Raw genomic sequence first — 12,551 nt, 5'->3', positions numbered from 1 at the left:
TTGCCGCCGCTTCGATCAACCCAAGGCTCACGATCGAGGCTGCGATGCGCGAGCCGCTGGAGCTGCTCGGCCTTTCAGACGCTGGCGACCGGGCCCGGATCGAGGCGGCGCTCGACGATGTGGCTCTCGCGCCCGAACATCTCGGCCGCTATCCGCACCAATTGTCAGGGGGGCAGCGCCAGCGCGTCTGCATCGCCCGGGCGCTTCTGTCGGAGCCGGAGTTGCTGATCTGCGACGAGATCGTCTCGGCGCTCGATGCCACCGTTCAGATGCAGGTCATCGCCATGCTCAAGACACTCCAGGCCAAGCGCGGCTTCGCCATGATGTTCGTCGGCCACGACATCGAGATCGTGCGCTGGGTGTCGGACCGCATCGCGGTGATGCATCGCGGCCGCATCGTCGAGCAGGGGCCGGCCGCCGCGATCGTCGAGGCGCCCAGCGAACCCTATACGCAACGGCTGATGGCCGCGATGCCACGGGGGCAGGCAATGGCGAGCCTTGCCGCCATGCCGGGCGACACCGGATGGCGCGGCCGCGCAGAGGAAGCAATCAGTTAGAGCGTTCTGTTTTCACACGGAAACGCCCTGTCATCCCGGGCGTAGCGAAGCGGAGACCCGGGATCCATTCCTGAGCGCTGATAGGCAAGGATCCGGGATGACTCGGTTCCGACTGAAAACAGTCCAGCTCAGAAATAGCCGCCCTTTTCGGTGATCGACTGGACGCTTTCGCCGTCCGCGACCCAGCCGAAGATCTGCTTTTCGTTGCGCAGGATCTCCTCGGCGCGCAGCAGCACTTCGACAGCGAGCTTGCGCGGCACGACGATGACGCCGTCGATATCGCCGATAACGATGTCGCCGGGCCGGATCCAGGCCGAGCCGATCCTGATCGGAACCTGGTAATGCGAGATCAGGCAACGCCCGAGCGAGCCATTGGGGCTGCGGTAGCGGTAATAGACCGGGAAATCCTTTTCCATGATCTGATGGGTGTCGCGGATGCCGCCATCGATGACGGCCGCGCGGATGCCCTTTCCGAGCGCTGTCGCCGTCATGACGCCGCCCCAGGCCGTCGCCTCCATGTCGCCTGATGTATCCCAGACCACGAAGCTGCCGGCGTGCATCGCGTCGAGCATCTGCGTGCGGAAGGTCAGCTCGCCGGTGATCTTGGTGTTGGGCGCGCTCTTAACGGTGAAGGCGAAGCCTGCGACGGTCTTGTTGGGATGAAGTGGCACGAGCGCGTTGGGCAGGGTCTGCTCGGTCAGGCAGTGCTCGCGCAGCACGTCGCTGATGGCGCCGGTATAGAGCCGCTCGTAGCGCGCGAGCAGCTCGTCGCCGGGTATCGACAAGGCGACGTCGTCGATGAGTTCGCGTTCGGCGATGAAACGCTCCAGCTTCATCATCGCAGCTTCGCGCTGCAAAGCGCCGGTGTCGGCATTGCTTGTCGGTGTCGTCATGGCCGCTCTCCTGTGTCCGTCACTGGCCGCCGACGACCGGGTACCAGTCCGGCCGATAGGGGTCCGCATGGAAGCGGGCGTAATAGTCGCCCTTCTCGTCATAGAGCGCGCCGTAATGGCGCATCTTATCCTCGTCGAGGGTCACGCCGAGGCCCGGCCCCGTCGGCACGCGGATGGCGCCGCCCTCGTATTTCATCAGCCCGCCCTCGATGATGTCGTCGGTCAGGTAGTGATAATGGGCGTCGCCCGCGAAGCTCATCTCCGGGATGGTCGCGGCTGTATGCAGCATGGCGGCGAGCTCGATGCCGAACTCCGAGCCCGAATGCATGGCGACGCCCAGCCCGAAGGTCCGGCATACGGCGGAGAGGTCCTTCACACCGCGCGGCCCTTCCCAATAGTGGATGTCGGTCAGCACGATATCGACGGCGCCCATTCGGATTGCCGGGCCGAGATCGTCAAACTTAGCCGGATACATATTGGTTGCGATCGGTATCCGGACGGCCTTGCGCACCGCGGCATTGCCTTCGAGGCCCCAGGCCGGGTCCTCGAAATACTCCATGTTTACGGCTTCCAGCCGTTGGCCGATCCGGATCGCGGTTGGTACCGACCAGACCCCGTTGGGATCGATGCGCAGGCCGAAATCCGGGCCCATCCGATCTCTGCAGAGCTCGACGGCACGGGCCTCGATATTCGGGTCCAACACGCCGGCCTTGAGCTTCATCGCGGTGACGCCGAGCGTCTCGTGCAGCTCCTGGCAGAGATCGGCCATGTCTTCGGGGTGCTCGTCATGCCCCCCGCCGGACCTGTCATAACGCCAGAACAGATAAGCGATCATGGGGATGCGATCGCGCACGGGGCCGCCGAGCAGATCGCAGAGCGGCCGGCCCAATGCCTTGCCCTGGATGTCGAGGCAGGCCATCTCGATGGCCGCATAGAGGCGCGCGTTGGAGAGATAATAGATCGCCCGCAACGTCTTCAGCTTGATCAGCTCGAGATGGAACGGGTCCATGCCGATGACGCGCGGCTTGAGCTTCATCAAGGCGCCGCGCTGGTCGCCGCCTCCGACCTCACCCAATCCGATGAGGCCTTCATCGGTCACGAGTTCGAGAATCGTGCGCAGGAAATAGCCGGGATGGACGCCGGTGTTGTGGCGTAGCTGGGCGTTGAGCGGGATCGCCACGCAACGCACCCTCATATCGACGATCTTCATGACCTGCGCGTCCTCCTAGAGATGCATGCCGCCATCGACGAAAAGCGTCGTGCCGGTGATGTAGCGAGCGCCGTCCGAGGCCAGGAAAAGGGCCGCGGCGGCGCAGTCTTGCGGTGTTCCGAAGCTGCGCAGCGGAATCGCGCTTGTAACGGTGTCGCGATAGGCGGCATCGGCGAGAGCGTCGCGGTTGCGCGCGGTTTCGATCACGCCGGGCGCCAGCACGTTGCACGTGACGCCTCGATGTCCGAGCTGTCGCGCCAGATTGCGGACCATGCTTTCAAGCGCGGCCTTGCTTGCCGCATAGATCAGCATCTCCGGGTGTTCGCGGACCTGCTGGATCGAGCCGATGGCGATCAACCGTCCCCAACCGCGTTCCATCATGCCCGGGGTCAGCGCCTGGATCAGCCGAAGGTTGGCCGCAAGATTGACCTCGACCTGCCGGTCCAGGGCAGGCCGGCCGATTCCTTGCCAGGGTTCGCGCTCCTGCAGCGCCGCGTTCAGCACGAGGATGTCGATACCGCCGAGCGTGACGTCGATGCGGGCAAGGAGATGCTCGACTTCGTCGGGGCGGGACAGATCGGCCGCGAGTGCCAGCGCATCGTCTCCGACCTCGCGACGCGCCTGTTCCAGCGCATCGTCGTCAGCGGGTCCGTTGATGCAGAGCCGGGCGCCTGCGCCTGCGAGGCTCTGCGCGATCGCCAGGCCGATGCCCTGCGTCGCGCCGGTAACGAATGCGCGACGCCCCGCGAGCGGGGTGGAAAGCGCGGTGGGCTCAGCCATCGCTGCCGCCCAACCGCGTATCGAACGCGTCACGAATGGCGTCGCCGAGGAAGTTGAAGGCGAGCACGGTCAGGAAGATCGCCAGCCCCGGAAAAAAGCTCATCCACCAGGACTGATAGAACTGGATGCCGGTCGCGACCATGTAACCCCAACTCGGCGTCGGCGGCTGGACGCCGAGGCCCAGGAAAGACAGCGCGCTCTCGGTGATCAGCGCCTGCGAGGCCGAAAGCGAGCCGTAGACGATGACGTTGCCGGAGACATTGGGCCAAATGTGCCGGGTGATGATGTGAAAGGGGCTGGCGCCGGCGGCCTCTGCGGCGCTGACATAGTCGACCTCGCGCAAGGTCAGCACTTCCGAGCGGACCAGCCTCGCAAAGCCCGGCATCTTGGTGATGGCGATGGCGAGCATCGCGTTGATCAGGTCGGGTCCGAGCACTGCGACGATGGAGAGGGCGAGCACCAGCAGCGGAAACGCCAGGAACGCATCCATGATCCGCATGATCAGGGCGTCCCAGCGCCCGCCGAGCCAGCCTGAGATCAGGCCCAGGATCGAACCCGCAACGAGCGCGATGCCGATCGAGAAGACGACGACCTGAAGCGAAACGGTTGCGCCATGGAGGACGCGCGAGAGCACGTCGCGGCCGATCTCGTCGGTTCCGAACCAATGCGCGGCGCTGGGCGGACCGGAGAAGTTCTCGGGATCGATCTCGATGGGAGAGTAAGGCGAAATCCATGGCGCGAGCAGCCCCAGAGCGACGATGATGCCGAGCACCACGACGCCGAAGAGGCCCTGCCAGGACATCAGGATGCGGCGCAGAAAGATTGCGCCGGGGGAGCGTGGTGCGCGCTGGGGGCGCGGAGCAGGCAAGTCGAGTGTGGCCGCCACGGTTCAGACCTTCACGCGCGGGTCGAACGACCGATAGAGCAGGTCGGTCAGGAGATTGACCACGAAGACCGCCACCACGATGAACAGGATGGCGCCTTGGATCACCGGGAAATCGCGCTGGAAAATGCCGTCGACCAGCATCCGGCCCAGGCCCGGCAGCGCGAATACGGTCTCGGTCACGACCGCGCCGCCAAGCAGCGCGCCGATCTGCAGGCCGATGACGGTGACGACGGGTATGAGCGCGTTGCGTAGCGCATGGCGAAACAGCACGGTCGTTTCGGAGAGCCCCTTGGCGCGGGCGGTTCGGACGTAGTCCTGCGAGAGCACCTGCAACATCGAGGCGCGCGTCTGGCGCATCACGAGGGCTGCGAAGGCCGAGCCGATCGTCAGCGCCGGCATCGCCATGAGGCGCATGTTCAGGACGGGATCGTCGAAAAAGCGGGCATGTCCCGAGGGCGGCAGCCAGCCCAGCTTCAGCGAGAACAGCATGATGAGCAGCACGCCCATCCAGAAATAGGGAATTGCGACAGAGGACATCGCGGTGAAGCTGACGACGACGTCGATGGCCGTGCCGCGGAAGCGCGCGGCCAGGATGCCTGCGGGCAAGCCGATCACGACCGCGATCAGGATCGAGAGGAAGCCGAGCTGCAACGTCACCGGCACGCGCGCGGCCAGCATTGCGCCGACATCCTCCCGCGTCCGCAGCGAGCGGCCGAAATCGCCCTGCACGACGCGGCCGATCCAGGTGATGTAGCGCAGGGGCGCCGGCTGATCGAGACCATATTCTATGCGCACCGCCGCGCGCTGTTCCGGCGTCGCCTGCTCGCCCAGTATGGTGACAGTCGGGTCGCCGGGCAGCAGATTCGTCAGCGAGAAGACGATGACCGTGACGAAGAAGGCCACGGGCAGCATTTGAGCGAGCTTCTTGGCGAGATAAGGCAGCATCGGCTCAGAACCGGTCGAGGCGGCGGCGGTCGCGCGCGATTTCGCTTATGACGGCGTCCGAGACCGCGAAATGCGCGGTCATCGCGATCCGCGCCGCGGCTGGGTCGCGCGCCCTCAGCGCATCGACGATGGCCTGGTGGCGGGCCACGGTGGCCACCGGATCGCGCAGGTCGCGCTGCACGCCGAGCGCGCGCTGGGTGAATTTGATCGTCTCCGCCAGCGCATTGACCAGATGCTCGAGCAGGGCATTGCCAGAGCAGCGCGCGAGCGCGACATGAAATGCAAAATCGCCTTGCAGCCAGCGCTCGAAATCGCCGTCGATGCTCTCACGCATTTTCTCGACGGCAGCTTCGACAGGCTCGATCTGGAGGGGCGTCGCCCGCTCGGCAGCCAGCGAGGCGATCTCGACTTCGATCGCGCGCCGCAACTCCACGGCTTCGCGCAGGCCGTTATCGGTGGCGCGCACGGCAAGCCGCAGGAACTGATCGAGCGGCGCGACCGAAAGCCCGCGCACCGTCGTCGGCTTGCCCTGCTGGATCTGGACGATGCCGAGCGCAGCAAGTCGCCCAAGCGCCTCGCGTACGACCGGCTTGGAAACGTTGAGGCGCTTTGCCAGGTCCGATTCCGACGGCAGCGAGTCGCCGGGGCGGTAGACCCGCTCGGCAACGCGATCGATCACGAATTGCGTGACCGTTTCGGTCAGGCGCTGCTTGTCGTTCGGCAGGGGGAATGCGTCCGTCATACATATAAGATATCTTGTGAGTGTGGCGCCGTCAAATCATTCCGTTTTGGGTTTCGGAACGCAAAGTTCGATAGAAATTCTCCCAGCCATTGGCAGAATCCAGCCGCATTGCCTACGTCACCGTCGAGGAAGCACTCAAGAAGCGCTCGGGCCCGAATCTGAGGCTCTTGCGTTTCATATAACATATCTTATAGGCTGACCGCGATCAGGCGCCGTCACATGAAGAGCGCCGTTTGGAGGAGACGCAGTCATGACCTCGATCTCTCGTCGCGGCCTCTTGCTAGGCGCATCCGGCGCCGGTCTTGCGGTTGCATTGCCCGGCCTGCCGGCCTTGGCGCAAGGCGCGCCGGTTCGCGGAGGCACCATCGTCGCTTCGATGGACCTGCAGCCCAAGAGCCTCGACCCGATCATGGGGGATGCGCCGACATCGGATCGCTATGCCCTGATCCAGATGTTCGAGGGCCTGCTCAAATTCGACGTGCAGGGCAATCTGGAGCCGTCCCTGGCGACGGGCTGGGAGTGGTCGCAGGACAAGAAGTCCGTCGTTTTCAAACTACGCCCCAATGTCGTCTTCCATGACGGCGAGCCCTTCAACTCCGCGGCCGTCGTCGCCAATATCGCGCGCGTCATCGCTCCGGGATCGACTGCGCCGCGCTCGCCGGATCTCGCCGATATCGCTGCCGCCGAAGCGATCGACCCGATGACGGTCAGGATCGTGCTGAAGCAGCCTTCGGGTGCGGCGCTCGCTTCGCTCGCGGTGGAGGCCGGCATGATGTGCTCGCCGGCGGCGCTGAAGAAGCTCGGCGAGAATTTCGGGCGCCAGCCGGTCGGGACAGGGCCCTACAGATTCGCCGAGTGGATCGGCGGCAGCCAGATTCGCATGGTCAGGAACGAGACGTATTGGCGCGATGGCGCCGACGGCAAGCGCCTGCCTTATTCCGACAGCGTCATCCTGCGGATCATCCCGACGACCGCGGTCAAGATGGTCGAGGTCAAGTCCGGCGGGGTGCATCTGGTCGACGGCGTGACGCCGCGCGATTTCGAAGAGGTCCAGGCGAACCCGGCGTTGAAACTCGTCGCGGTGCCGCCGGGCATCGCGCAGTGGATGACCTTCAATGTCAGCAAGGGCATCTTCGCCAATCCCGCGCTACGTGCCGCGGTCAATCACGGGATCGACCGCAATGTGCTGATGCGCGGCATCACGCGTGGATTTGGCGCGGTGACGCCGACCTGGGTGCCGCCGACCGACTGGTCCTTCGATGCCGGCGTGCCCTCGCCCTCGCTCGATCCCGCCAAGGTTCAGGCTTTCCTTAAGGAGGGCGGCCAGCCCAACGGCTTTTCCTGCAAGATCTCGATCATTCAGCGCGACCCCGATACCCAGGTTGCCCAGATCGTCCAGGCGCAGCTGAAGCAGCACAAGATCAATCTCGAAATCGAGATCCTGGAGCGGCAGGCCTGGGTGCCGAAAGTGCTCGGCCTGCAACACGAACTCGCCATCGGTCGGGTCAACGTTCCCCGCGCCGACCCGGACCATGTCTTTGGGCCGTTCTTCGGTCGCGCTGCCGCCCAGAACTGGTCCGGCATCAAGGACGAGGAGGTTTTCGGCCTTGTCGACAAGGCGCGCGAGGAGACCGAGCAGGCCAAACGCAAGGCCCTCTACAAGGACCTCCAGACCGCGCTGAACAAGAACAACTACTATTCCTGGCTGTTCTTCCGCGAGGCGCGCCATGTCGCGCGCAAGGAACTCCAGAACATCGTGCTCGATTCCGGCGGCGCCTGGCAGCTCGCCGAATCCTGGATTGCCAAGGCCTGAGGCCCGGCTACCCCTTCACCAGACCGACCGAAGAGAGACCCATGACCTTCAACGTGCTTCCCGGCGCTTCCGACATGCTCGATGTGATCGAGCGCTACAAGCGGCTCTATACCGGCCTCGTCTATGACATCATGGACGAGATGGGGCTGCCCAACCAGTCGCTCGCGACCGATCTCAGGCCTCTGCGCGACGACATGGTCATCGCCGGGCCGGCTTTCACGGTCCAGGGCATCTCCGATCCTGTCGGCGATCCCGGCCTGCGCGAGCGCCGCATCAAGATGTTCGGCGACATGCGCCATCCCTGTATCGACGTGCGCGATTGCGGCTTCGATACCCGCGTCGCACATTATGGCGAGATGAATGCCGTGCTCGGCAGCGCCAAGGGAGTCGTCGGGGCGGTCATTGATGGCGGTATCCGCGACAGCGGGTTGATCCTCAAGATGAACTTTCCCTGCTTCCGGCGCTATCATTCGCCGGTCGAGGCCGTGGCGCGCTGGAGCTATTACCGCTGGCAACAGCCGATCACGTTGCGCGGCAGCATGAGTGCGACCGTCACCTGCCGGCCGGGCGACTTCATGTTCGGTGACATCGATGGCGTCCTGGTGATCCCGCAGGAGCGGGCGATCGAGGTGCTGCGGCTGGCTGAAGAACATGCCGCAACCGAGACGCGGGCACGCGCCGAATTCGCCGATCCGACAAAGGACGCCGAAGAGGTCTATGGCCGATACAAGAAGCTCTGAGCGATGAGCGCTCCCGTTGCGCAGCGCGATGTTGCCATCCTCGTCCTGTCGGCGGGCGTGCCGGAGGCGACAGTCGCCGAGCTCGCCGCAAGCTTCGAGGTGCTGCGACCGGCGTCTCCGGACGCGCTCGCCGGACTGCTCGAGCGCGACGGGGGCCGCATTCGCGGTATCGCCACGACCGGCAAGGCGAGGCTCGACCGCGCCCTGCTGGCACGGCTGCCCGATCTCGAGATCGTCGCGTGCTACAGCGCCGGTCTCGACAATATCGACACGACCGCGCTGGCGGAGCGCGGGATCGTGTTGACCAAAAGCTCGGCTGCGCTGGCTGAGGAGGTCGCCGATCTCGCGATCGCCTTGATGGTCATGGCGCGACGCAGGCTGGTCGCTGCAGACCGTCACGTTCGCAGCGGGCATTGGCGCAAAGAAGCCTTCCCGCTGGGGCAAGGCTCTGCGGGAAAGCGCATCGGACTGCTTGGACTGGGCCATATCGGCAGCGCGATCGCCCGCCGCGCCGTCGCGATGGGAATGGCGCCGCGCTATTGCACACGGCGCCGCATCGAAGGCTGCGCCTATCCTTACTATCCCGACGCTCTGTCGCTGGCAGCAGACAGCGACGTCTTCATCGTCGCCTGTCCAGGTGGTCCGGCGAACCGACATCTGGTCGATCGGGAGGTCATCGCCGCCTTGCGGCCCGATTCCACGCTGGTCAACATCGCTCGCGGCGAGATCCTCGATGAGGATGCGTTAGGGGAGGCGTTGAGCGATGGCCGTCTGGGTTCGGCGGGGCTCGATGTCTTCGCCCATGAGCCGAACGTGCCGGAGCGCCTGATGAGCCTCGATAGCGTTGTGCTGCTGCCGCATCTGGGTAGCGCAACGCATGAGACGCGGCAGGCCATGGGTGCGACTGTCGTCGCGGCGCTGCGGTCGCATTTCGAGCGGGTGCGGTCCTGATGCACCCGTCGGGGCAATGTCAGCCGGTCATTTCAAGCCGTTTCCGCAACCTGTCCAGCTCGCCGCTTACGTCCTCGATTTGCGAGACGTGGAATCCGTCTGAATAGTCGAATCCATGCGCCGCGAGGCGCGATTTTGTCGCGCCGGTATAGGTTGCATGGCCGTCTTGTCTGACGATGAGGCCCGATTTGCTTTCGAAAGCTGCATTCCAGGCGATGGCTTCCTCCGCGCCGATCCCCTCGGGGAGGTCGAGTTGCAGCTCGCCTTGCACGAGCCGCACCGGGTAGCCTCCCGGCAGGCCGTTGGGGCCAGGGGCGTGACCGCGCCATTCCAGTCCTGCAACGAATGCCTGCATCAGCGTTACGCCGCTGGCGCCGGATATCTCGATGGCAGGCTCCCGCGTGAGCTTGAGATGCGCAAATTCGGCGAAGACGTCCTGGATTTCCCGGCCGTCGATCCAGACGCGCGGCGCCTGACCGCTGCGTTGACCGGCGGCCTGGCGCCAAGCGCCGAGCTGTTGGTAATGCGCCAGGACCTGAAGCCGCTGGTTACGCTCCGCCATCGCGCCGCTGAAGGCGTTCGAGAGGATTGCGACATTGCCGGTCCCGCAAAGCACCTTGATGCCGCGCGCCGCCAGCATGGCGTTCACGACATCGGGGAAACAGCAATTGATCAGCGCGCAGTCGATGCCTGCCGCCTTGATGGCCTCGCCAACCTTGATCGAGAGGACGGCCTGGGAGACTGCCGTTACGCTCAATCCTCCTTCCGCGACCAGCCGGGACCAGGCATTGCCGCTATCGCTGATGACGGCGGAGGGCTGCGAGGAGGCGGTTTGCACTGCCAGGCGCGGCCGCTTCTTCTGGAGCAAGGCCGCGATCGCAGCGGCATCCGTCACATCGAGCGCGGCGCTGGTGAAACGTGCAGGACAGCCGAACATGAAGGCTCTCGCATTCGCCGCTGTCGTCAGCCAGTCCAGCCTCTCGGCATTGCGCCCGGCGATGACGACCTCGATCGGGGTTTTCGTCGTCGCGGCGAGGTCGAAGACGATACGGCCGGCGAATTGTCCCGTGCCGAAAACGATGAGGTCACAGGGCTGCATCTGGGAAGAGCTCATATGCGGGATCGTCCCTTCGGGAGCGTCAGTGGCTTTCGCGCCGGCATGGGGCCGGCGTGAGAGAGGTTCTTGGCGACAGGCGCGAGCAGGGGCACGAATTTTTCAACCGCCTCCGCCGCTGAAAGACTGAGCTTGTTGACGGCGATGTTCACCGCCGCGATCGCTCGCTGACCGGGCCCATAAACGGGAACCGCGATCGAGACGTCGTTCATGTAGATCTGGTCCTGGACTATCGCGAAGCCCTGGCTCGCGGCCTCGTCGATCCGGGCCAGCAGCGTTGGGATGTCTGTCGTCGTGAACGGTGTGTAGGCGGTCAGGTCCGAGGCGTTCAGGATGGCTTCGGCCTCGTCCCGGGGGAGCCCGGAGAGAATCGCAATGCCCGGCGCGGTGCAATATGCCGGCAGATGGGTTCCGACAATGACGTCGGTCGCCAGCATGTTCCGGCTGAGCAGGCGATAGACATAGACGATATCGGTGCCGTCGAGGACGGTCAGGCTGACCGATTCCTCGGTGATCTTGCTGATGTTCAGGAGGTAGGGCGCCGCAGCGCGGATCAGCGGGCTCGAGCGGCTGTAATGCGCGCTCAGTTCCAGAACCCGTGGGGTTAGTGCGAGCCGGCGGGTTTCGGGATCCCTGCGCAGATAGCCGAGCTGCACGAAGGTATGGGTCAAGCGCTGCGCGCCGCTTTTGTCGAGCCCGGCGATCGCCGCGACCTCCGCGATGCTCAGCGTCGGTTGCCCGCCTCCGAAGGCCGTCAGAACCCGCATCGCCTTTTCAACGGAGCGTACCATCAGGCTGTCTTGGTCCGTCACGTCTGAACGTCTCCAACGCGCACTCGGCGAATCGCAGGGGATGGAATTTCTATATCGCGGCGTTTGCGTGAGTCGATGGAAAATCGATACAGCCGTATTACAATGCAATACGATGTGGCCCGCAAACGATCGGCAGTATCCTTCCTGACAGCAGCGGTCATCACTCCCGCCTACGGTGCTTCAGCGGTCGCCGGCTCCCCTTGTACGAAAGCGGGTGGCCAAGTGGCCGCCATGCGTCGATGATCGGGGGACGCAGAGCATGGCTTCCGGCCGAGGGAAAAAGGGCGATGGCAATGGCATCGGAAGGCGCGATCAAGATCGGCATTGGCGGTTGGGTGTTCGAGCCCTGGCGCGGGGTGTTCTATCCCGAGGGCCTGCCGCAGAAGCGTGAGCTTGAATATGCCGGCAGCAAGCTGAGCTCAATCGAGATCAACGGCACCTATTACGGATCGCAGAAGCCAGAGAGCTTCGCGAAATGGCATGCCGAGACGCCTGAGGGCTTCGTCTTCGCGCTGAAGGGCTCGCGCTATATCACCAATCGCCGGGTGCTGGCCGAGGCCGGTCCGTCGATCGAGAAGTTCGTGTTCGGCGGCATGCTGGAGCTGAAGGAGAAGCTCGGGCCGATCAATTGGCAGTTCATGCCGACGAAGAAGTTCGACCCGGCCGATTTCGAGGCGTTTCTGAAGTTGCTTCCGCATGAGGCCGAGGGGCGAAAGCTGCGCCACGCCGTCGAGGTGCGCCACGACAGTTTCCGCTCGCCGGAGTTCATCGCGCTGCTGCGCGAATATGGCGTCGCCGCCATCACCTCGGCGGATGCGGACTATACGCAGATCGCTGATGTCACGGCGCCCTTCGTCTACGCCCGCATCATGGGGACGAGCGAGGCCGAGCCGAACGGTTACGCGGATGCAGATCTCGACAGATGGGCGAAAGCCGCTCGTGTCTGGGCCAAGGGCGGTGTGCCCGACGGGCTTGAGACAGTTGCGCCCGCCGAGGCGAAGAAGGCGGCGAGGGACGTGTTCCTCTATGTGATCAGCGGCGACAAGGTCCGCAATCCGGCCGCCGCCATGGCGCTGATCGAGCGCGTTTCGGCAAAGGGCTGATCGCG

Annotated in this window: 13 protein-coding genes; 5 read left to right on the top strand and 8 right to left on the bottom strand. The window is 64.7% G+C overall.

Annotated elements, in window-relative coordinates; all coding sequences use genetic code 11:
* Positions 1-44 precede the first annotated feature (44 nt).
* The gene (locus tag C4S73_RS28640; protein WP_244595579.1) at positions 45-557 is read left to right on the top strand and encodes an ATP-binding cassette domain-containing protein; all 513 of its coding nucleotides are present in this window, start codon (positions 45-47) and stop codon (positions 555-557) included.
* Between the two features lie 128 nt (positions 558-685).
* Here C4S73_RS28640 and C4S73_RS12755 read toward each other — a convergent pair whose 3' ends face one another.
* From C4S73_RS12755 to C4S73_RS12730, 6 genes are read right to left on the bottom strand one after another with little or no spacing between them, the layout of a single operon-like run.
* Entirely contained in the window at positions 686-1,450 is a 765-nt protein-coding gene (locus C4S73_RS12755) for an RraA family protein (RefSeq protein ID WP_103872857.1), read from the bottom strand.
* Between the two features lie 19 nt (positions 1,451-1,469).
* The gene (locus C4S73_RS12750; protein ID WP_103872856.1) at positions 1,470-2,660 is read right to left on the bottom strand and encodes an enolase C-terminal domain-like protein; all 1,191 of its coding nucleotides are present in this window, start codon (positions 2,658-2,660) and stop codon (positions 1,470-1,472) included.
* Between the two features lie 15 nt (positions 2,661-2,675).
* Positions 2,676-3,440 carry an SDR family NAD(P)-dependent oxidoreductase gene (locus tag C4S73_RS12745; protein WP_103872855.1) on the bottom strand — a complete coding sequence of 255 codons (765 nt, stop codon included), beginning with the start codon at positions 3,438-3,440 and terminating at the stop codon, positions 2,676-2,678.
* On the bottom strand, positions 3,433-4,326 hold the full coding sequence (locus C4S73_RS12740) for an ABC transporter permease (RefSeq protein WP_200827996.1): 894 nt from the start codon (positions 4,324-4,326) through the stop codon (positions 3,433-3,435). Before C4S73_RS12740 ends, C4S73_RS12745 begins: the two co-directional genes overlap by 8 nt.
* A gap of 3 nt (positions 4,327-4,329) precedes the next feature.
* Positions 4,330-5,271: an ABC transporter permease gene (locus tag C4S73_RS12735; protein ID WP_103872853.1), complete on the bottom strand. Its 942-nt coding sequence runs from the start codon at positions 5,269-5,271 to the stop codon at positions 4,330-4,332.
* Positions 5,272-5,275: 4 nt separating this feature from the next.
* On the bottom strand, positions 5,276-6,013 hold the full coding sequence (locus C4S73_RS12730; RefSeq protein WP_103872852.1) for a FadR/GntR family transcriptional regulator: 738 nt from the start codon (positions 6,011-6,013) through the stop codon (positions 5,276-5,278).
* A 250-nt stretch (positions 6,014-6,263) separates the two neighbouring features.
* Between C4S73_RS12730 and C4S73_RS12725 the strand changes: the two genes are divergently transcribed.
* Genes C4S73_RS12725 through C4S73_RS12715 form a run of 3 tightly spaced genes read left to right on the top strand, consistent with a single transcriptional unit; the run spans position 6,264 to position 9,517 of the window.
* Positions 6,264-7,826: an ABC transporter substrate-binding protein gene (locus tag C4S73_RS12725; RefSeq protein WP_103872851.1), complete on the top strand. Its 1,563-nt coding sequence runs from the start codon at positions 6,264-6,266 to the stop codon at positions 7,824-7,826.
* Positions 7,827-7,867: 41 nt separating this feature from the next.
* Entirely contained in the window at positions 7,868-8,566 is a 699-nt protein-coding gene (locus C4S73_RS12720; RefSeq protein ID WP_103872850.1) for an RraA family protein, read from the top strand.
* 3 nt (positions 8,567-8,569) lie between these two features.
* Positions 8,570-9,517 carry a 2-hydroxyacid dehydrogenase gene (locus tag C4S73_RS12715; RefSeq protein ID WP_103872849.1) on the top strand — a complete coding sequence of 316 codons (948 nt, stop codon included), beginning with the start codon at positions 8,570-8,572 and terminating at the stop codon, positions 9,515-9,517.
* 19 nt (positions 9,518-9,536) lie between these two features.
* Here the strand turns inward: C4S73_RS12715 and C4S73_RS12710 are convergent, their stop codons facing one another.
* Positions 9,537-10,631 (bottom strand): hypothetical protein, encoded by a 1,095-nt coding sequence (locus C4S73_RS12710; RefSeq protein WP_103872848.1) that lies wholly within the window; start codon positions 10,629-10,631, stop codon positions 9,537-9,539.
* Entirely contained in the window at positions 10,628-11,422 is a 795-nt protein-coding gene (locus C4S73_RS12705; RefSeq protein WP_244595578.1) for an IclR family transcriptional regulator, read from the bottom strand. Before C4S73_RS12705 ends, C4S73_RS12710 begins: the two co-directional genes overlap by 4 nt.
* A 308-nt stretch (positions 11,423-11,730) precedes the next feature.
* Here C4S73_RS12705 and C4S73_RS12700 point away from each other — a divergent pair, with 308 nt between their 5' ends.
* On the top strand, positions 11,731-12,546 hold the full coding sequence (locus C4S73_RS12700; protein ID WP_103872846.1) for a DUF72 domain-containing protein: 816 nt from the start codon (positions 11,731-11,733) through the stop codon (positions 12,544-12,546).
* Positions 12,547-12,551 lie beyond the last annotated feature (5 nt).

Source organism: Allobosea lathyri, assembly GCF_900108245.1.
GTDB classification, from domain to species: Bacteria; Pseudomonadota; Alphaproteobacteria; order Rhizobiales; family Beijerinckiaceae; genus Allobosea; species Allobosea lathyri.
This window is presented reverse-complemented; position numbering and strand designations above follow the sequence as displayed.